Annotated in this window: 19 protein-coding genes; 6 read left to right on the top strand and 13 right to left on the bottom strand. The window is 62.7% G+C overall.

Annotated features, from left to right (window positions below; all coding sequences use genetic code 11):
- The 3 genes from CLU93_RS21600 to CLU93_RS28275 form a co-directional block, all read right to left on the bottom strand.
- Positions 1-1245: an efflux RND transporter periplasmic adaptor subunit gene (locus CLU93_RS21600; protein WP_099763245.1), complete on the bottom strand. Its 1245-nt coding sequence runs from the start codon at positions 1243-1245 to the stop codon at positions 1-3.
- A 270-nt stretch (positions 1246-1515) separates the two neighbouring features.
- Positions 1516-2376, bottom strand: coding sequence for an alpha/beta hydrolase (locus tag CLU93_RS21595; protein WP_099763244.1), 861 nt, complete (start codon positions 2374-2376; stop codon positions 1516-1518).
- Positions 2373-2543: a hypothetical protein gene (locus CLU93_RS28275; protein WP_180287903.1), complete on the bottom strand. Its 171-nt coding sequence runs from the start codon at positions 2541-2543 to the stop codon at positions 2373-2375. Before CLU93_RS28275 ends, CLU93_RS21595 begins: the two co-directional genes overlap by 4 nt.
- A gap of 190 nt (positions 2544-2733) precedes the next feature.
- On the opposite strand from CLU93_RS28275, the gene CLU93_RS21590 reads away from it, so the two are divergent.
- Genes CLU93_RS21590 through CLU93_RS21580 form a run of 3 tightly spaced genes read left to right on the top strand, consistent with a single transcriptional unit; the run spans position 2734 to position 5125 of the window.
- Positions 2734-3693 (top strand): LysR family transcriptional regulator, encoded by a 960-nt coding sequence (locus CLU93_RS21590; RefSeq protein WP_099763243.1) that lies wholly within the window; start codon positions 2734-2736, stop codon positions 3691-3693.
- Complete coding sequence (locus tag CLU93_RS21585; RefSeq protein WP_099763242.1) at positions 3690-4673, top strand: D-2-hydroxyacid dehydrogenase; 984 nt, start codon at positions 3690-3692, stop codon at positions 4671-4673. Before CLU93_RS21590 ends, CLU93_RS21585 begins: the two co-directional genes overlap by 4 nt.
- Positions 4670-5125, top strand: a complete 456-nt coding sequence (locus CLU93_RS21580; RefSeq protein WP_099763241.1) for a hypothetical protein — start codon at positions 4670-4672, stop codon at positions 5123-5125. Before CLU93_RS21585 ends, CLU93_RS21580 begins: the two co-directional genes overlap by 4 nt.
- A 3-nt stretch (positions 5126-5128) precedes the next feature.
- Here the strand turns inward: CLU93_RS21580 and CLU93_RS21575 are convergent, their stop codons facing one another.
- The 7 genes from CLU93_RS21575 to CLU93_RS21545 form a co-directional block, all read right to left on the bottom strand.
- Positions 5129-5641, bottom strand: a complete 513-nt coding sequence (locus CLU93_RS21575; RefSeq protein WP_257225047.1) for a DUF1993 domain-containing protein — start codon at positions 5639-5641, stop codon at positions 5129-5131.
- Entirely contained in the window at positions 5638-6141 is a 504-nt protein-coding gene (locus tag CLU93_RS21570; protein ID WP_143451779.1) for a hypothetical protein, read from the bottom strand. The genes CLU93_RS21575 and CLU93_RS21570 overlap by 4 nt, the downstream gene beginning before the upstream one ends.
- A gap of 70 nt (positions 6142-6211) precedes the next feature.
- Positions 6212-7087 carry an extracellular catalytic domain type 1 short-chain-length polyhydroxyalkanoate depolymerase gene (locus CLU93_RS21565; protein ID WP_099764530.1) on the bottom strand — a complete coding sequence of 292 codons (876 nt, stop codon included), beginning with the start codon at positions 7085-7087 and terminating at the stop codon, positions 6212-6214.
- Between the two features lie 73 nt (positions 7088-7160).
- Positions 7161-8384, bottom strand: a complete 1224-nt coding sequence (locus tag CLU93_RS21560) for a sensor histidine kinase (protein WP_099763239.1) — start codon at positions 8382-8384, stop codon at positions 7161-7163.
- Positions 8377-9081: a response regulator transcription factor gene (locus CLU93_RS21555; protein ID WP_099763238.1), complete on the bottom strand. Its 705-nt coding sequence runs from the start codon at positions 9079-9081 to the stop codon at positions 8377-8379. The genes CLU93_RS21560 and CLU93_RS21555 overlap by 8 nt, the downstream gene beginning before the upstream one ends.
- Positions 9078-9602 carry a GNAT family N-acetyltransferase gene (locus CLU93_RS21550; RefSeq protein ID WP_099763237.1) on the bottom strand — a complete coding sequence of 175 codons (525 nt, stop codon included), beginning with the start codon at positions 9600-9602 and terminating at the stop codon, positions 9078-9080. Before CLU93_RS21550 ends, CLU93_RS21555 begins: the two co-directional genes overlap by 4 nt.
- A gap of 20 nt (positions 9603-9622) precedes the next feature.
- Positions 9623-10186, bottom strand: a complete 564-nt coding sequence (locus CLU93_RS21545; protein ID WP_099763236.1) for a GNAT family N-acetyltransferase — start codon at positions 10184-10186, stop codon at positions 9623-9625.
- Positions 10187-10327: 141 nt separating this feature from the next.
- Here CLU93_RS21545 and CLU93_RS21540 point away from each other — a divergent pair, with 141 nt between their 5' ends.
- From CLU93_RS21540 to CLU93_RS21530, 3 genes are read left to right on the top strand one after another with little or no spacing between them, the layout of a single operon-like run.
- Complete coding sequence (locus tag CLU93_RS21540) at positions 10328-11911, top strand: GGDEF domain-containing protein (RefSeq protein ID WP_180287902.1); 1584 nt, start codon at positions 10328-10330, stop codon at positions 11909-11911.
- Between the two features lie 8 nt (positions 11912-11919).
- Positions 11920-12687 carry a CPBP family intramembrane glutamic endopeptidase gene (locus CLU93_RS21535; protein ID WP_180287901.1) on the top strand — a complete coding sequence of 256 codons (768 nt, stop codon included), beginning with the start codon at positions 11920-11922 and terminating at the stop codon, positions 12685-12687.
- Between the two features lie 9 nt (positions 12688-12696).
- Entirely contained in the window at positions 12697-13347 is a 651-nt protein-coding gene (locus tag CLU93_RS21530) for a hypothetical protein (protein ID WP_099763233.1), read from the top strand.
- 29 nt (positions 13348-13376) lie between these two features.
- On the opposite strand, the gene CLU93_RS21525 is transcribed toward CLU93_RS21530, so the two are convergent.
- From CLU93_RS21525 to CLU93_RS21515, 3 genes are read right to left on the bottom strand one after another with little or no spacing between them, the layout of a single operon-like run.
- Positions 13377-14852 carry a fibronectin type III domain-containing protein gene (locus CLU93_RS21525; RefSeq protein WP_099763232.1) on the bottom strand — a complete coding sequence of 492 codons (1476 nt, stop codon included), beginning with the start codon at positions 14850-14852 and terminating at the stop codon, positions 13377-13379.
- Between the two features lie 18 nt (positions 14853-14870).
- Entirely contained in the window at positions 14871-17072 is a 2202-nt protein-coding gene (locus tag CLU93_RS21520; RefSeq protein ID WP_099763231.1) for a TonB-dependent receptor, read from the bottom strand.
- An 11-nt stretch (positions 17073-17083) separates the two neighbouring features.
- Positions 17084-18241 (bottom strand): methanobactin export MATE transporter MbnM, encoded by a 1158-nt coding sequence (locus CLU93_RS21515; protein ID WP_099763230.1) that lies wholly within the window; start codon positions 18239-18241, stop codon positions 17084-17086.
- Between the last annotated feature and the right edge of the window lie 87 nt (positions 18242-18328).

Raw genomic sequence — 18328 nt, 5'->3', positions numbered from 1 at the left:
TTATTCCTTGGAAGTCGATGCGGCTTTCGCGGCGATCTTGGCGTCTTTTACTTCAGGTTTTGCGGGAGCGACCGGCGCGGTCGGATCGAAATCCATGGCCACCATCTGCGGCGTCACCGGGGCGCCAGGGCGCACGCGCTGCAAGCCGTTGACGACGATCTTTTCGCCCGCTTTCAAGCCTTCGCGCACCACGCGCAAGCCGTCCGAGGTCGGGCCCAGCTTGACGGCGCGGTACTCGGCCTTGTTGTCAGCACCCACCACGTAGACATACTTGCGGCTTTGATCGGTGCCGACGGCGCGGTCGCTGATCAACAGCGCCGTGCTTTGTGCGTGCGGGCCGTTGCCGCCGTCGAGCTGAATGCGCGCGAACAGGCCCGGCACCAGCTGGCGCTCGGCGTTGGCGAAGGTGGCGCGCATGCGCACGCTGCCCGTGGCCGGGTCGAGCTGGTTGTCGACGAATTCCAGCTTGCCTTCATGCGGGAAGCCCGTTTCGTTGGCCAGGCCCACCTTGACGGTGACGGGCGTGCCCTTTTGCGCCGTGCCAGCCACGCGCAGATAGGTATCTTCATCGCCGTCGAAGCTGGCGTAGATGCGGTCCGTCGACACCACGGAAGTGAGGATGGCGGAAGCGTCGATCAGGTTGCCGACGGTGATTTCGGCCTTGCTGACACGGCCGCTGATCGGCGCCTGCACCTGCGTGTACGACAGGTTCAATTTGGCCGCTTCATACGCGGCTTGCGCCGAGCGGGCGTTCGCATCCAGCTCTTTCAAGCCCGAGGCTTTTTCATCGAATTCGCGCTGGGCGATGGCTTTTTCGGCCAGCAGCTTTTCAGCGCGCGACAGTTCCAGCTTGGCCAGTTCGGCCTTGGCGCGGGCGGAAGCTGCCGTGCCTTCGGCGCGCGACACTTCAGCCTGGAAAGGACGCGGATCGATGACGAACAGCACCTCGCCCTTTTTCACTTCGCTGCCCGGCTTGAAATTGACGGCGGTAATGAAGCCGCCGACGCGCGAGCGGATTTCCACGCGCTCGATCGCTTCCAGGCGGCCCGAAAATTCCTGCGTTTCCGTGATCTGTTTTTCAATGACGGCGGCGGCCGAGATGGGAGGGCCGCCGGCCGCTGGCGCGTCGGGCACCTTGCTGTTGGCCGAATCGCAGCCGGCCAGGCTCACGGCCACCAGTCCTGCCAGCGCGAGCGAGGCCGCCAGGGGCTTCAGCAGAGTGGAAAATTGTTGAACGTTTTTCATTTTATTTCCCTGTTTTATGAAAATTTCTAATGGTATGGGCGGCAGGAAGCAACCCAACTGAAAAAGTGAATGGTGGTGCCATGGCGCCCGACGGCGCTCGATCAAAGGTAAACAGGCCGCCAGCTGCGTAAAAGCGGACGGGGACGACGAAGCTGGCTGTGCGAGCGCACAACGCAGACAAGATGGGAACTACACTGCATAGTGTAGCAACCGAAACTCAAAAAGTAAACTAATTAGTGTAAGTTTTTTGCAGTGCCGCAGATGGCGGCTTTAAGACTCGGGCTCCTGCCCCAGTCCAGCGACAAAGCTGGCGATTTCACTCAATACCTGCACCTTGCAGGCGCACTCATTGCGGGCGCCGGCATCCTGCAGCGGCGCGGCGGCCATGCGGCGCACCGTGGTCTTGATGCCGCAGGCGATCAGTTTGCTGCCGTATTGTTCAGCTTCGTCGCGTAATGGATCATCTTCGCTGGACAAGATCAAGGCTGGCGGCAGGTTCTTCAGGCGGCTCGACTGCAATGGCGACGCGTACGGATGGGTACGGTCAGCGGCATTCGGCAGGTAGCCACGGTAGGCGGCGGCGCATTGATCGGCCACTTCCGCCAGGTCAGGACAACTGGGCAAACTGCGCATCGAGCAAGTCGACAGGCCGGGGTCGAGCATGGGCATGATCAGCACCTGGCCCGCGAGGGGCGGTCCGCCCCGGTCGCGCGACATCATGGCGCATACGGCGGCCAGGTTGGCGCCCGCTTCGATGCCAGACACCACCATCTGCTTACCCGTCCAGCCCAGCTTGGACTTGTTCTTTTTGGCCCACAACAGCACGGCATGCGCGTCTTCCACGGCGGCGGGAAATGGCCGCACCTTCGCCAGCGTATAGTTCGCGGCCAGCACCACGTGGTCGGGGTTGCTCAGCACGAGGCAGCGCAGGAAGTCGTCCGCGTCCTCCAGGTCGCCGGCGACGAAGCCGCCACCATGGAAGAAGACGATCAGGCTCGATTGCCTGGCGCCCGGCACGCCGGCCGTGTAGACGCGCGCGGCGAGCGCATCCTGCGCGCCCTGCACCTCGATGTCGCGTATCTTCAGCGCCTGGCCAGGTGCCAGTTCAGCCACGGTGCCGGCAACGCTCATTGCGCCACCACCGGCTGCACCGCAACATCGAGCACCGTGTCGTTCAGACACAACAGGGCGATGCCGCCCACTTCATGGGTCACGGCGCTGTAAGCACTGGCTTCGCTTTGCGCCGCCAGTGAATACGCATCCGTCGATACCATCGCGGCCAGAGCGAGCGAGCTCATGGCGAGAGCAAGCACTGCAAAGATAGCATTCCGATGACCCATGATTTTTCTCCAGTGAACTTCCTGCGGCATCTACATTTATGCTGCAGTACAACAACTATAGACTTGATCTACAATCTGATAAAGAGTGCAATGACGAATTGATTGTTCAGGATTCTGAATAATCGCGTCTAAAATGATAGGAATTCAAGTGAACAAGCTGCAAGCCATGGAAGTTTTCATCCAAGTCGTCGATGCGGGCGGCTTTACGCGCGCGGCAGAAAACATGCAGTTGCCAAAAGCCACCGTGTCGACCCTGATCCAGTCGCTGGAAGCGAGCCTGTCGGTCAAGTTGCTCAACCGTACTACGCGCCACGTCAGCATTACTTCGGACGGCGCCGCGTACTACGAACGCTGCGTGCGCATCCTGTCGGACGTGCGCGAGGCCGAGGAATCGCTGTCGCGCACGCGCTTGAGCCCAAGCGGGCGGCTGCGCGTGGATGCGCCCACGGCCCTGGCCAGCGAACTGATCATCCCCGCCCTGCCCGACTTTTTTGCCCGCTACCCCGACATCTCGCTGGAACTCGGTTGCAGCGACCGGCCCGTCGACCTGATCGAGGAAGGCGTCGACTGCGCCGTGCGCGGCGGCGAATTGGGCGACCTGAACCTGATCGCGCGCCGCGTCGGCGTGCTGCATTTCATCACCTGCGCCGCGCCCGGCTACCTGGCCCGGTACGGCACGCCGCGGCACCCGAACGACCTGGCGCAGCACCGGGGCGTGAATTTTTTCTCCGCCAAGACAGGCAAAACGTTTGACTGGGATTTCACCCGCGCCGGCGAACGCATCCAGATGTCCATGCCCAGCCATATCGCCCTGAACGACTCGAACGCCTACGCGGCGGCCGGCCTGGCCGGCCTGGGCATCGTTCAAATGACGCATTTCATGCTTGCGCCGCTGATAGAACAGGGCAAAATGGTGGAATTGCTCGATGAATGGGAATCCGACCCGCTGCCCATCCACGTGATCTATCCGCCCAACCGCCATCTGTCCGCCAAGGTGCGCGTGTTTGTCGAGTGGGTCGCCGACATGTTTACCAACCACCCGGCCACGCAACTGAAGGGCAAGAGCAATCTTCCCGCGCGTGCCGCCCAGACCGAGGCCCAGCCATGACTACAGCAAGCACACCGCCGCACCTGCACCCGCACCGCATCGTCTTCCTCGACCGCGACAGCCTGATCGCCACTGTGCGCCCACCCGCCTTCGCGCACAGCTGGGAAGAGTATGCGCACACCAAGGGCAGCGAACAGACGGTGTCCCGCCTGCAAGGCGCCAGCATCGCCATCACGAACAAGGTGCCGCTGCGCGCGGCCGAGCTGGCCCAGTTGCCGGATTTAAAAATGATCGCCGTGGCCGCCACCGGCACGGATATCCTCGACCTGGCCGCCTGCCGCGAACGGGGCATCGTGGTGGCGAATATCCGCGACTATGCGCGCGCCACCGTGCCCGAGCATACGCTGGCCCTGATGCTGGCCCTGCGCCGCCAGCTGGTCGCCTACCGCGCGGACGTGGAAGCGGGCCTGTGGCAGGCGTCGGAGCGCTTCTGCCTGTTCGGCCACCCGATCCGCGACCTGGCCGGCAGCCGCCTGGGTTTGCTCGGTTATGGCGCACTGGGCAAGTCCGTGGCCCAGCTGGGGCGCGCCTTCGGCATGCAAGTGCAGGTGCACAATCGCTCGCCCATCGACGACGACGGCGTGACGCAGGTGAGTTTCGACGAATTGCTGGCCACTTCCGACGTGCTGAGCCTGCATTTGCCGCTGACGGACACCACGCGCAATATCCTCGGTGCGCAAGAGCTGGCGCGCATGCAGCCCACATCGCTGCTGATCAATACGGCGCGAGGCGGCCTGGTCGATGAAGCGGCCCTGGCCGACGCATTGACCCGTGGCGTGATCGCTGGCGCCGGTTTCGATGTGTTATCGAAGGAGCCGCCGCTGCCGGACAACCCGCTTTTAAGTTTGCGCCTGCCCAACTTCATCCTCACGCCCCACACGGCCTGGGCCAGCGGTGAAGCCATGCAGAAGCTGGCCGACATATTGATCGGCAACGTGGAAGCGTTTGAACGGGGGGCGCCCGTGAACGTGGTGGCATGAGCGACTTGCAGGAACTCGATGAGCTGCTGTGCGGGGACGACGAGGAATACGAGCGCCTCGACCTGTTTCTCGATGCGGACGAGCTGGTCGGGCAACTGCAGTCCGCCGACGTGCCCGCGCTGCTCGCCCTGTGGCGCGTTCGCGGCCTGTGCTGGCAGCAACGCTACACGCAAGCGAGCAGCAACATCGACGGCGCCGTGCTGCGCGCTTTGCTGGCGGGTTTGCTGCAGATCAAGGAAGCGACCCACGGCGTGTTCGAACTGATGTCGCGCCTGCCGCCCGTGGCCGACAACTCTCCCCTCAGCGACGCCCTGCTCGATTATGCCGAGCAAGCCTGGCATGCAAACCAGGAGCGGCAGCGGCAAATCCAGATCAGTTGCTGGAGTTGCGGGCTGTCGGGCCGGCTGCTGAAGCGGCTGGGTTTGTCCTCATGGAAAGACGCTGGCTTGTAGCAACTACGGCGCGGCGGGATGTTCAAAGCTGAAACCCGGCGCATACGCATGATAACCGTCGAAATCGCCCTTGCCGATGGCGGCACCTTGGCTGCGGGCGATCGCATACGCCATGCTGAAGTGAAAATAGAAATTCGGCAGGATGTATAAATTCAAATATTCATCGGCCGGCAGCGCAATGTCGGCAAAGCCGGCGCGGTCGCGGCAGAGGCGCTCAGGCGGCCCGTCAAAACGTTCGGCGGGAATATCCTTGAGGTAGCGCATGGTCTGCGCGATCTGTTCCTGCAAGCTGGCGGCGGCGCTGAAATCGGCCACGTCCAGACCCGCCAGCGGGCAGCAGCCGCGCAGCGAAAAGCTCACGGCCGCGCGCACCTGCTGGGCGAACGGCAGCATGTCCGGGTGCAGACGCGCCACCAGCAGTTGCGGCGCCGTGCCGGTCTTGTCGAGCATGGCGGACAGCTGCGGCAGCGAGCGGCAAAAAATGGCGGCGGGGTTGATACGCATCGGCTCCGTCATGACTGGCCCTCCTGTGCAGTAGCATCCTGGAGCGCAACCTTCTTCAGCACGCGGATCAGCCGGCGTTCATGGCGGCCCACGGCGTCCCAGTCCCAGGCGTCGGTCGGGCCGAATGCCGGGTAGTGGCGCTGCCATTTTTCCGCGCGCTTCTGCGAATTGGCGCCCACGTTCGAGTCCAGACCCTTGCCGCCGGACAAGCGCAGGTACACGCGGATGACGCCCCAGCCTTCGCACACGTAGCGGTTGCTGAGACCATCGCACTTGGCGGGGTCAAGCGCGATACGGGTCGGGGCAAAGTGTCCGCCCATATCCGGGTAATACACGGCCAGCAGCACGCAGCTGTCGCCTTCGGCCTCCAGTTTGGCCGCATACGCGCACAGTTCCGTGGCCGAATGAAAATGCAGCGTTTCCCGTTCCGGCGCCGAATACGCTTCTGCCACGGCTGCGCCGGGCTTGGCGAAGATTGCCTCGGCCATGGCCGCGATACCTGCTTCTGACATTGCCACCGTGCTCCCCCTCCCCTGATTTGCCGCATAGCACTGCAGCGATGGCCGCCATGCTAGCATGGCGTCAACGGCGATGGCGGCTGAAAAATTCCCACATCACCTCATTCGCGTCGATGGCGCGCGTGGTCTTGCCGATGGGCAGGCCAATATTAAACGCATCGGCGCCGGGCCACGTGTGGCCGCCGTCCCTGACGGTGATCAAGGCCACATGCTGCGCGCCATTGCCCTGCTGCACATGCGTCACTTGCGTATCGTCACCTGGCACGCTGGGCAGCAGGCGCGCCGGTGGCGCGGCGCCTTCGAGGCGGTTTTGCTTGCGCCAGTAGGCAAACGTGTCCTCGGCGGAGAGATAGCCGCCATCCTTGCCCCCATACAAGACCACCTGGTCGGCCGTGCCCTGTATCAACAGCATGCCCACCGGCGAAGGCACGGTATGGTGGGTGATGACGGGCACGGGCATCGGCGCGCCCACGGAAGCGACGGCCGCGAACTGCTGCGGCAGCTCGGCTGCCAGGCGCAAGGCAAAGAAGCCGCCGCGCGACAGGCCCGTCGCATACACGCGCTTGTCATCGATGCGGTAATCCTGCTTGAGTTTACGCAACATCGCTTGCGTAAAACCGACATCATCGGTGCCCGCCAGGTAATCCATGCCAAAGCCCACGTTCCAGTCCTGCTTGATGCCTTGCGGATACACAACGATGAACCGGTGCCGCTCGGCCGCCGTGTTCATCTGCGTGTACAGCATCTGCTCGGCCATGCTCATGCCGCCGCCATGGAAATTGAAGACGACGGGAAACGCTTGCTGCGGCTGACTTTGATAAGCGGCAGGCGTATAGACGATGTAGCGGCGTTTTTCGTCTTTGTGAACGAGGCTGGTCACTTGCGCCAGCACAGGAATGCAGGTGCACGCCAGCACCAGCAGGCTGATAAACAATTTCATGCGGCTTTCTCCGTTGATCAAGAGCTTGCAGCTTAGGCAAGCGCCGGTGAAATCGCGGTGAAATCCGGTGACTTTATTGCGCCCGGGCCGGAACGATGGCGACACGGTACTGCCTCTCGCCGGGATGGAAAGCAATGTCCCAGCGCATGGCTTGGGCCAGGCGCAGCAACAGGTTCTGGCCATGCGCAAAACCGTGGACGCGCCGTGGCTGGCCCGCCGGCACGGTATTGACTATGCTCAGGCAGCCTTGCGCAAACGTAATACTGATGCGGCAGGCCGGGCCGCCATGGAACAGGGCATTGGCCAGGCAATTATTGATGAGCAACATCGTCAGCTGCCCGTTGCCAAGCACCTCCAGCCGCTCGGGCAAGTCCAGCGCCAGCAGGCTGGCATCCCAGGTGGAATCTTCCAGCAAGCGCAGCAGGCATTGCTCTATGCAGCCGCGCAACTCCACCACCTCGCCCGGCAACTGCTCGGCCCGTGCCAGCGCGAACAACACGTCGATGGTGGCGCGCATGTCGTCCGTGGCTTGCTGCAGCTGCACCTGCGCCTGCCCGCCCAGGGGCTGCGCAGTCGCCAGCGCCAGCGTGTTGTGCATCAGGGTCAGCGGCGTGCGCAGTTCGTGGCTGACGTCGCGGGTAAATGCCTGTTCGCGCTGCAAGACCGCCTGCAGTTCGGCAAAGGTGGTTTCCAGGCGGCGCGCCAGGAAACCGATCTCGTCGGGGCGATCGCGCGCGCTGAAATGCACGGCGCTGCCGGGCGCCAGCTGGCGCGCTTCCTGGGCCAGTCTCTGCAAGGGCCGCACGAGACGCCGCGCCAGCCAGTAGGCCAGCAGCAGGGCCAGGGCGATCAGCGCCAGCGCCACGCCAGCGACGACACCGCCCACTTCCTGCGCCAGGCGCGACACCACCAGCACGGGTGCCACGTCAGCCAGCAGATACACGCGCTGCGGCGGGCCAGCGGCAACGTGGTCCAGCGCCAGCACGTGATAATGCTGGCCTGTCGTCGTGAACACCTCCCCGCGTGGGGCGGACGGCGGCACTTGCGCACGTACCGCCTGAGGCAAGTCAAGGTAGCTGCCATAAACCGTGATGAGGTCGCTGCCGGACGGCGTCAGCTTGCCGTGCTGCTGCCAGCGCATGCTGACGGCCGCCGCTTCACGTTCGAGCAGGCGCTGCACCAGCATGTCTTCCGTCACGTACGCGATCACCAGCGCCAGGCCCGTGTAGCACAGGCACAGCAGGACAGTGAAGCCGGCCAGGGCGGCGAACAGCTGGCGGCGGATCGACTTAGCCATCGCAGGGCGCCGCATCGAAGGCAAGGCGGTAGCCCAGCTGCGGGATGGTCACCAGCACGCCCGCCACGCCTGCCAACTCCAGCTGCTTGCGCAGCGCGTAGATGTGCGATTTGAGCGCGTCGCTATCGGGCGGCTGGCTGCCCCACAGCTGCTGCAGCAGGGCCGAGCGCGACACGGCGTGCGGATGTTCACGGCACAGCAGCAGCAAGATTTTAAAGCCCGTCTGCGTCAGCGGCAGCGCCGCATCGCCAACCAGGGCGCGTCCTGCGCGCGTCTGCAAGGTGAAGGGCCCCACGCGCATTTCCTGGTGCACGTGCAACTGGTGGCGGCGCGCCAGCGCTTCGCAGCGCAAGGCCAGTTCGCGCAAGTCGAAGGGCTTGGTCAAATAATCGTCGGCACCATCGCGAAAGCCGCGCGCCTTGTCTTCATAGGCGTCGCGCGCCGTCAGCATCAAAATCGGCACATTGCTGGGCGCGCCCGCCTTGATGGCGCGGCACACCTGCAAGCCGTCGATGTCGGGCAGGTTCAGGTCCAGCAGCACCACGTCATAATTGTTGCGCGTGGCCAATTGCACCGCCAGCGCGCCCGTGCCCGCATGGTCCGTCTGCCAGCCCAAGCCGTCGAGGAAGTCGAGCACCTGACGCGCGATCGCCAGGTGGTCTTCCACCAGCAAAATACTCAGCGGAAGCTTGCTCATGGAACGCCGGCAAGACGCGCATACAGCCAGAAGTTGCCGGGTCTTCCACGAATTTGCCGGTAACAGCGCAAATAACCTTCCCGCTCGAAAGCGCAGCGTTCGAGCACGCGGATCGAACGTGCATTGCTCTCCAGTACGGTCGCCTGGATGCGCAGCAAGCCCAGACGCTGGAAGCCCCAGTCCACGACAGCGTTCACGATGGCCGTGGCCACGCCCTGTCCCCAGACGGCGGGCGCCAGGTCGTAGGCGATTTCCGCCGTGCGGTGCTGCGGGGAAATGGCATTCAAGCCGATGGTACCCACCAGCTGGCCGCCGTCGCGCAGCACCACGGCCAGGCGGATGGGCGAGGACGGCTGGGCCGATGCATAGTCATCGAAATGGGGCAGCAAGTCGTCGATGCTGCGCAAGTTCCAGCTCGTGTGCTCGACGACAACAGGGTCGGCCAGGTAGGCATACCAGGCGGGCGCGTCGCTACGCTCCAGGTGGCGCAAGGTCACCAGGGGATGATCGGTGAGCGGCAATCGCGGCGTCCCGCAGTGGCTCACGCGGCGCCCTTGCGGCGCGCTTCCCACGTGCGCCGCAGCAAGCCGTACAGGGCCGTATCGCTGACGTGGCCGCCGACGATCCAGCGTTCGGGCAAGAAACCTTCCTGCTTGAAACCCTGGCGTTCCAGAGCGCTGGCCGAAGCCGTATTGAGCGGATCGATATCGGCTTCCAGACGGTTCAGGTCGCGCTCGATGAAGGCGTATTCCAGCAGTGCCGACAAGGCTTCCTGCATATAGCCCTTGCCCCAGTGCGGGCGCGCCAGTGCATAGCCGATTTCGGCACGCCGGTTCTGGCGGTGCTCGGAAAACAGGCTGCAGCTGCCCATGTATTCGCCCGTCGCCTTCAGCGTCACGGCGAAGCGGAAGAATTCCTCGTTGTCGAAAGCGGCGATGTCCTCGGCAAGCTTGCGCGTGGCGATGCTGGCATCCTGCCATGGCGGTTCGCTGAAATAGCGCATCACTTCGGGATCGGCATGCATGGCGTAGAAGCGCGCTTCATCCGATGGTTGCGGTTTGCGCAGGATCAGGCGCTCGGTGGTGATGGTTTTCGTGTAGGCCATGCGACTCCAATCGAAGGTTCAAACGGGCAATGCCTATTATTCCATGCAACTATAACGATGTGGCAACTTTGTGGCTTTGCTTTTTAATGTAGTATGGCAATATTTTCGACCATATCATTGATGCAACTTCATGATCCGCTTATGCATGCAGTAAAAGAAGCAGCACATACCGACGCCGTCCCGGCGCAGTTCGAGGTCTTGAGCAAACACAAGCGACCCGTGATCGTCTGGGCCAGCATCGCCTTCTTTTGCATGTGCGCCATGCTGCTTGGCATGACTGTCTGGATCGTCTGGTCTTCGCATACGGTGCGCCTGCGCGAGGCCAGCACGGCGACAGAAAACATGGCGCGCGCCCTGGCGACGCAAGCGTACATGGAACTGGAAGTCGCCGATGCGATGCTGGAAGATATTGCCGAACACGTCCGTAATGAAGGAAATAATGATGCTACCGGAGAGCGGCTGCAATCGCATCTGCAGCAGTTATCGAAAAATATCGTGGAAATTGCCGGCGTCTTCATTTTCGACAGCCACGGAGCCTGGCTGGCCAGCTCGTCCGGCGCCGGACAGGACGGCAACAATGCGGACCGTGACTACTTTACTTATCACAAGACGCATGCGCAGCTGGGCAGCCGCATCAGCGCGCCCGTGCGCAGCAAATCGAGCGGGCAATGGGTCTTGCCCGTATCGCGCCGGGTGGAATTGGCGGACGGCTCGTTTGCCGGCGTGGTGCTGGTCACCCTGGGACTTGCCTCCTTCGAACGCATCTACGATAGCCTCAACCTCGGCAAGACGGGCACGGCCTTCTTTGCCCTGGACGACGGCACCTTGATCTACCGCCGGCCATTCCAGCCTGGCGTCATCGGCATGGATATTTCTTCGGGCGCACTCTTGCGCACCTACCGCGAAAAAGGACCGGTCGGCACGGCCATGATGACGGCGAAGGTGGACGAAATCGAACGGCTGTACAGCTATCGCCACCTGCAGCGCTTTCCCGTCATCGTGGCGGCGGGGCTATCGGAGGAAGATATTTTTGCCGAGTGGCAACGCGTGAGCATGCAAATCGTGCTGGCGTCACTGGTTGCGGGCGCGGCACTGATCTACCTGTTCCGCAAGCTGATGCGCCAGATTGCCATACGCGACCGTATCGAGGCGAACCTGCGCTCGGCCAGTACGCAATTGCAGCGCGCCAACGCGGATCTGGCGGCGCGGGCCTCGCAAGACGGCTTGACGGGACTGGCCAACCGCCGCTGTTTCGACGAAACCCTGGCGCATGAATTGAAGCGCGCCCAGCGCAGCGGGCACGAAGTATCGCTGATCATGCTCGACGTGGATTTCTTCAAGAAATTCAACGACCAGTATGGCCACGTGGCGGGCGATGAATGCCTGCAGGCAGTTTCCGGCGCCGTGGCGCGCAGCGTCGGCCGGACCGAAGACCTGGCGGCGCGCTACGGCGGCGAAGAATTCGCCGTGATCATGCCCGGCACGGGCGCCGCGGGGGCGCTGAAAGTCGCGCAAGCCATCCGGGCCGCCGTGGAAGCGCTGCAGATTCCCCACGCGGCCAGCGCGAACGGCGTCGTGACCGTCAGCCTGGGCGCGGCCACAGTCCAGTCCGGCCAGGAGCATGGCACGGATAGCAGCAAGCTGATACGCCAGGCCGATGCCTTGCTGTACCAGTCGAAAAACACGGGCCGCAACCGCGTCAGCGGCGGCGTGCCAGCAGCATGAGGCCGCCCATGTTCAGGAAAAGAATCCACCTCACCATGCCGCTCGCCATCGGCGCCCTGGCCATCTGGCTGGGCTTGAGCATGGCAGGCCGCTGGCTGGAAGCGGCCGGCTACGCCTTGCCGGGCACAGCCGTCACCGGGCGTATCGGCCTGTCGTGGGCGCTGGCCGCCATGTTCGCACTGGCGCTGCTGCTGGCATCAAGCGGGCGCCGCGAAGCAGGCCTGTGCGCGCCGCAGCCATGGAAAACGCTGTGGCTGGTCTGGCCGCCGCTGCTGTATGCCTTGCTGATGCTGCTGCTGGCCTGGGCCGGCGGCTGGCCGCAGCCGCGCGTGCTGCTGATCGTGGCGTGCAATGCGGCGCTGGTGGCCATCTCGGAAGAGCTGATGTTCCGCGCCATCTTGCTGCAAGGCATGCTGGACCGCTACGCCGTCTGGCCCGCCGTCCTGATGTCATCGGCGCTGTTCGGCCTGGCCCACTTGGCCAACGGCCTGGCCACGGGCGACGTCGGCGGCGCCCTGTGGCAAGCCGTCGCCGCCACCCTGCAGGGCGTCGGCTATGCGGCCATCCGCCTACGCACCCGCTCGGTATGGCCCATGGTCCTCGTGCATGGACTGTGGGACTACGCGCTGGTGACGGCCACCTTGCCAAACCCGGCCGAAGATGGCGCGTCCATCCTGCCGACTATCGCCCTGCTGGCCGTGCTGCCCCTGTGCCTGTATGGCGTCTACCTGCTGCGCCCCAGCCAGAGGGCGGCCATATCTCAACTGCAGTCATAAGGAATCCGCATGGCGTTTTTTTCACGTGACTACGAAGTATTCCTGCTGCTGGCCGCGCCCGATGCGCCGCCGCTGTGGAATGCGGCGCAATGGGCGCCGTTTGCCGCCAGCCTCGATGGTCTCATGGCGCAGGCGCGGGGCAAGGCCGGCGTGCGCAGCCATCAATACAATCCCAAGGGCAAGCCGATTCCCTTTGGCCGCCTGGGCTGGGACGCCAAATCGCACGCCAAGTGGACGCACACACCGCAGACGACCGAGGCCCGCTTCATGAGCCTGGAAGCGTGGGCGCCCACCTGGTCCGTCTGCGAAAAAGACGACCAGGCGCCCGATGTGTTCCTCGCGCTGGCCAATGAATCGCTGCTGGGGCGGGCCGGCAAGCCCCTGCAATTCGGCCAGCGCCTGGTGTGCGCCATCGCCACGGATATGGGGACGGAGGCGGCCGCCACCTTGCGGCAAGCCCTGGCGCAACTGGCCGCGCAGCAAGATGCCGTCGTCTTCGCCCACACGCGGCGCCAGTGGGGCCGCGCCGCGTACGGCGGCTTCACGGGCGCCATTCAGGATATGCTGATCGGCGGCCTGTTCCAGCCCGACGACCCGCATGCGCGGCCGCTCGATGCGGCCACGTTCCGCGAAACGTGGAGCCGCATCGCCCCGCATTGACAGCAAGGTAGCGTGCTGGCGCCAGCAGCTTAAGGTTTTTTGGTGATTTTTTGGGATACCGGATAGCCACTCATCGTGCCAACAGCGCCATAACCGGCCACCGTGGTTCCGGTCATGCACACGGCACCCATCATGCCGCCCGGGGCGCAGTCGGCATACGCCAGCTTGTTGAGCTGAGCGGGCGTCAGGGGCGCCAAGGGATCGTCTGTGTTGACGAAGATCATGGCATAGGCATTGCCCGGGTTCTGCGCCGCTTTGGGGAAGCCAGCATACACACCACCGATGTCCACGCCAGCCTGGGGCGACCACCCATCGCCACCGGACATGGTCGAGAACGTGCTGGTATTGCTGTTCAAAAAGGTGGTGACCAGGACGCCGCCCAGCACAGCGTCCGATACCGCAGACAGCTGATTGTTCAGCGGCAACCAGACCATGTTGTCCGCCGGGTAGGCCAGTTGGCTGCCGGTCATCGATTCGCTCAGGATGCCATGCAGATTGAGCACCGTTCGGGTGGTCGAATTGAAAGTGAATGAGCCGATGAAGATCGAATCACGCGGCTGCGTATCGGGCTCGTAGAACGTTTCAACAACGTTGTAGTTGGTCAGCACATCGCTCGCGGCAGACGGCGCGCCCTGACCGATACGGTTGCTCGCCATCACCTGGAAGGCGTAACCGCTGCAGGTGCTCGGACAAGTGACGCTCACCGGCGATGTGCTTGCTGTCGCGGTGATGCCTGCCGGAATGGAGGTCACGGTATAGCCGGTGATCGGGCTGCCGCCACTGTCCGTTGCGCCAATGCTGACAGTGATTTCATTGATGGCGTTGGCCACGGTCGCCGTCACTCCGGCAGGCGCACCCGGCACAGTGATACCGGACGGCACTGAAACAGGCAGACTCTGCATCGCCTGCGGCGCGGCGTGATAGTTGGCATCGCCGGCCTGATCGGCCGTGATGGTGCAAGTGCCTGCCGCCAGGCTGGTCACCAGGCCCGACTTCTCGTTGACTGCACACACGGAAGGCGTGGCGCTGTTGAAACTGACCGCCAAGCCCGAGTTGGCCACGGCGGAGACCGTGGCGGTACCGAGCCAGCTCAGTTCCGGCGCGGCCGCAAAGCGGATGGTCTGACTGGGATTGACGACGACGGGGATGGTTTGAATCGCTTGCGGCGCCTGGGCAAAGGTGGTGTTGCCAGATTGATTGGCGGCAATGCTGCAGACGCCGGTGGCGAGCGCGCTCACGACACCGGTGCTGCCATCCACGGAACAGACGGTGGGCGTGGTGCTGCTGTAGCGTATCGGCAGATCGGAACTGGCCTTTGCCACGACGGTTGCGCTGCCCGGCAATTGCAGCGTGATGGCCGCGCCAACAAATTGAAGCGTCTGTGGCCGCGCTTCGATGGCCGGGCCATCACCACCGCCGCCACAGCCGGCCAACAGCGATCCGCTGAAGGCGCTCAGGACGATGACACGATGTATTTTTTGCCAATGGATCCAAGTGATTTTCATGATTTTTTATGTCCTATTTTAAAAGTGCAGGTTCAGTGCGATATTCATCGAGCGGCCTATGCCGGGAATGGGTACTCCCCATGGGATGCCATTGCTTGTCATCGACGCGCCCTGGCCGACATACGCGCCGCCCAGCGGCATCGCGTAGAAACGGTCGAGCGCGTTTTCGATGCCGATATCGAGTCGCGCATGCTGCCATTCGTAGCTGCTACGCAGATTGAGCAAGCCATACGCGCCCGTGCGCATTTCGTTGCGCACTTGCGACACGTTCTTTTTGGCGGCAACCCATTGAAACTCGGCGGTATTGCTCCACGCCCCCAGACTTTGCACTAGTGCCAACTTCACGTTGAGCGGCATGATGTTGTACAGATCGTCGCCCGTGGTCCGGTTCTCGCCCCGCACGTAATTGAGCAAGCCCGTCCCTGTGACGCTACCGAAAGCGGCAGTCTTTCCCAGTCGCAGATGGGCAGACAAATCGATGCCGTACAGCCGGGCAGATTGATTGGCATACTGGAGCAGTACAAAGCCCGTCGTGGCGGCCACGTTGGCGGCACTGCACTGATTGAAGTCGCAGCGTCGCGCATCGATGTAGTCTTGTACGTAGGTGGCGTAGCCGGTCGCCGTCAAGCCCCATTGCTGCGCGTCGGCCCCCTGCCAGTTGCCGGTGACGCTGACGCTGTGGGCCACTTCCGGTCGCAGGTCGACATTGCCGACATAGCCATTGCCATCGCCGACGAAATTATTCATCAATGCCGCCATCGGCTGCGTGGACCAGGGGTAGCGCTGGTAAAGACTGGGCGAACGGGATTTGCGCGCATAGCCCGCCTCGTAGTGTTGCGTCGCGTCCGGCGTGTAACGGGCGATGGCGCTCAGGTCCCAGTTGTGCTCGGTACGCTTGCGATCAAGCGCATTAAACGCGGCCGCTTCGTTGCCCCACAGACCGGCCAAACCGTTGTCGTAGCCCTGCGCCGGGGCCGCATTCGTCATGACAGTGGTGCTGCGCACGCCGATTTGGGTGAGCCATTGTGTATTCCAGGACGCTTCCCATTCGCTGTAGACATCTATTTTATTGCGCTGACCGTAGTCGACGTTCCAGTAGGCATTGGGTCCCATCGTGCCGCCGACCGCCGGCCACCAGTCGTACAGCGTGTACTGCTGATACTCGGCACCGAGTCGAACAATATCGCGCCCGGACGACAGGATGCTGCCCTGGATCGTGGCCCCTCGGGTTTTCCCCTTGGAGTCCATCGGCATCCCATAACCATAGGAGTAGCGGTCCGGCCCCATGTCCATATTGTGCCGGGTGTCTTGATCGTAGAGACGCGCCTCCAGTTCCCCCCACTGATAGCGCCCCGTGTAGCGCAGGTTCAGCAGCGTGTTCTGGTTGCCTGTCATGTCCATGCGCTGGTTCGGAAACCCCTCGAAGCCGACCGTCTGCCGGCTCACGCTCAGCTGAAGCAGATGCTCTTCGTGACGCAGTGCCAGTGCCAGCTCCTGATTCTTTGATCCGGAATACGCACTGGAGCCGACAACATTGCCTGGAATTAAGGGACCGTTTTCACGACCTCGGGTGACGGCCTTGAAGTCCCTTGCTGCCGTGTAATTATCTGCTTGCGAACGGGAGCCGCTATACGACAGATTGACATCATGTCCCACCCAGGTGGCGCCGATGTTGTATCCCTTGGCATTGGCATTGCTGCGAAAAAAAGTACCTGCCTGCCCCTTGGCAAAGGCGGGCTGTCCGGCCTCGGCAAACTCGGGCGGCGCGGACTTGACCTGGATCGTGCCGCCGATGCTGTCGCCGCCGACGCTGACCGGCGTGATGCCGGCATACACGGTGATGCTGCCAACCTTGCTCGGATCGATGTAGGAAAGCGCCGAATTCATGTGATTCGGGCAAGCCGCCATGAGGTCCATGCCATCGACTTGCACGCGTATCCGGTCGTCCGCCAGCCCGTGAATGGCCGGCAGACTCGAGATGGCACCCGCGCCGTAAAGGCTTACGCCGGGAATGTTTTGCAACAGGCGCGCACTGTCGCTGGTGGCGGCACGCAGTTGTTGCAAATCCTGGTTCGCGGCACTCGGCTTTGTCGCGCCCAGAGGGTCGATTCTCGGCGCGGTGAGGACGATCACATTCAGGATTTTTTCCTCCTGGGCGATGGCCGCCAGCGGCAGTGCTGCAAGCAGCGCCGCGATGGTGTTCAATGAAGATTTGATCATGGTCGCTTCGCTTAAATGTCCATGTTGGAAGGGTCCGAGAACCGGGGATTGCTCAGAAACTCGGTATCGGTCAGGGTCTTGAGGAAGGCGATGATGTCGTCCTGTTCGGCGCGACTGAGCGTGATCTTGTTCAGACGAACGTCCTTGTTCGGGTGCTTTCTGCCGTCCCCCTGGTGCGGACCGTCTGCAATATCGCGTCCGCCTGCGGCATAAACAGCCAGGACTTGCTCCAGGGTAGCGATCGAACCATCGTGCATATAGGGCGCCGTGACTTCGATGTTTCTCAGGCTGGCCGCCCGAAACATGCCCATGTCTTCGGGTTTGCCGGATAGTTCGGCAATGCCGCCATTGCCCGCAGGATAAGCACCATTGCCACCCACGTTGTACAGTCCCGTATTGTGAAACTGCCTCTTCACGTGTGTGGTGTCCGCTGAAATGACCTGGTCATTGAAGTTGAAACTGCCATGACATTGCGAGCATTGCGCCTGGTTGGAAAAAAACAGCACACGGCCGCGTTCTTCCTGTTCCGAGAGCGCTGCTTTTTTCAGCAGATATTGATCATATTTACTGTTTGCAGAAATCATTGCCCGCTGAAAAACAGCGATCGCCTTGACGATATGCTCGAGTCGAATCGGCTCGCCTGGAAAAGCCGCCTGGAAGCGCTGGACGTCGTTGTCATCGTCGTTGAAGCGCTGCAAAATGCGCACCAGCGTGGCATCGTTCACCCCCATTTCCAAGGGATCTTCTCCCAGCAAAGGGACCATCATCTGGTGTTCCATGCTGACCAATGAATAATTGGCCCAGGTAAAGAATGGGTGGTAGGCCGAGTTGGCCAGGGTCTGTGCGCTGCGCAGCGTCGGCATCCCGCTTGCGCCTATCGAGACGGCTTTGCCATCCGTAAAGGCCAGGCGCTGGAAATGGCATGAGGCACACGCCATCGTGCCCTTGCCCGACAGTTTTTTGTCATAAAACAGATGACGACCGAGCTGGAATTTTTCTTCCGACATCAGATTGTCCGCAGGCACGCGTGGGACGGGAAAATGTGCCGGCAAGTTCCATTGCCAAGTTGCAAGGTGCGGCGCGCGCGATTGCGCCCAGTAAAAAACCAGGCCCGGCAGCACGATTGCCGCCACGGCAAACAACACGTATTTTTTGAGTGTGGATGTCATTTCAAGTAGCCATGCATGGCGATGTCAAGTCATCACCGCCATACCCGACAGACGTACAGTGGTCGGGTACGGCGGTGACAAGCCTCA

Origin of the sequence: Janthinobacterium sp. 35, assembly GCF_002754575.1 — a bacterium.
Classification (GTDB): Bacteria; Pseudomonadota; Gammaproteobacteria; order Burkholderiales; family Burkholderiaceae_D; genus Janthinobacterium; species Janthinobacterium tructae.
Note: the sequence above shows the minus strand (reverse complement) of the source record. Positions and strands in the feature narration are given on the sequence as shown.

Excerpts from the sequence above, each read along its gene's own strand:
- CLU93_RS21600 (WP_099763245.1), bottom strand. The coding sequence starts at position 1,245 with ATGAAAAACGTTCAACAATTTTCCACTCTGCTGAAGCCCCTGGCGGCC.
- CLU93_RS21595 (WP_099763244.1), bottom strand. The coding sequence starts at position 2,376 with ATGAGCGTTGCCGGCACCGTGGCTGAACTGGCACCTGGCCAGGCGCTG.
- CLU93_RS28275 (WP_180287903.1), bottom strand. The coding sequence starts at position 2,543 with ATGAGCTCGCTCGCTCTGGCCGCGATGGTATCGACGGATGCGTATTCA.
- CLU93_RS21585 (WP_099763242.1), top strand. The coding sequence starts at position 3,690 with ATGACTACAGCAAGCACACCGCCGCACCTGCACCCGCACCGCATCGTC.
- CLU93_RS21580 (WP_099763241.1), top strand. The coding sequence starts at position 4,670 with ATGAGCGACTTGCAGGAACTCGATGAGCTGCTGTGCGGGGACGACGAG.
- CLU93_RS21575 (WP_257225047.1), bottom strand. The coding sequence starts at position 5,641 with ATGACGGAGCCGATGCGTATCAACCCCGCCGCCATTTTTTGCCGCTCG.
- CLU93_RS21570 (WP_143451779.1), bottom strand. The coding sequence starts at position 6,141 with ATGTCAGAAGCAGGTATCGCGGCCATGGCCGAGGCAATCTTCGCCAAG.
- CLU93_RS21565 (WP_099764530.1), bottom strand. The coding sequence starts at position 7,087 with ATGAAATTGTTTATCAGCCTGCTGGTGCTGGCGTGCACCTGCATTCCT.
- CLU93_RS21560 (WP_099763239.1), bottom strand. The coding sequence starts at position 8,384 with ATGGCTAAGTCGATCCGCCGCCAGCTGTTCGCCGCCCTGGCCGGCTTC.
- CLU93_RS21555 (WP_099763238.1), bottom strand. The coding sequence starts at position 9,081 with ATGAGCAAGCTTCCGCTGAGTATTTTGCTGGTGGAAGACCACCTGGCG.
- CLU93_RS21545 (WP_099763236.1), bottom strand. The coding sequence starts at position 10,186 with ATGGCCTACACGAAAACCATCACCACCGAGCGCCTGATCCTGCGCAAA.
- CLU93_RS21540 (WP_180287902.1), top strand. The coding sequence starts at position 10,328 with ATGCATGCAGTAAAAGAAGCAGCACATACCGACGCCGTCCCGGCGCAG.
- CLU93_RS21535 (WP_180287901.1), top strand. The coding sequence starts at position 11,920 with ATGTTCAGGAAAAGAATCCACCTCACCATGCCGCTCGCCATCGGCGCC.
- CLU93_RS21530 (WP_099763233.1), top strand. The coding sequence starts at position 12,697 with ATGGCGTTTTTTTCACGTGACTACGAAGTATTCCTGCTGCTGGCCGCG.
- CLU93_RS21525 (WP_099763232.1), bottom strand. The coding sequence starts at position 14,852 with ATGAAAATCACTTGGATCCATTGGCAAAAAATACATCGTGTCATCGTC.
- CLU93_RS21520 (WP_099763231.1), bottom strand. The coding sequence starts at position 17,072 with ATGATCAAATCTTCATTGAACACCATCGCGGCGCTGCTTGCAGCACTG.
- CLU93_RS21515 (WP_099763230.1), bottom strand. The coding sequence starts at position 18,241 with ATGACATCCACACTCAAAAAATACGTGTTGTTTGCCGTGGCGGCAATC.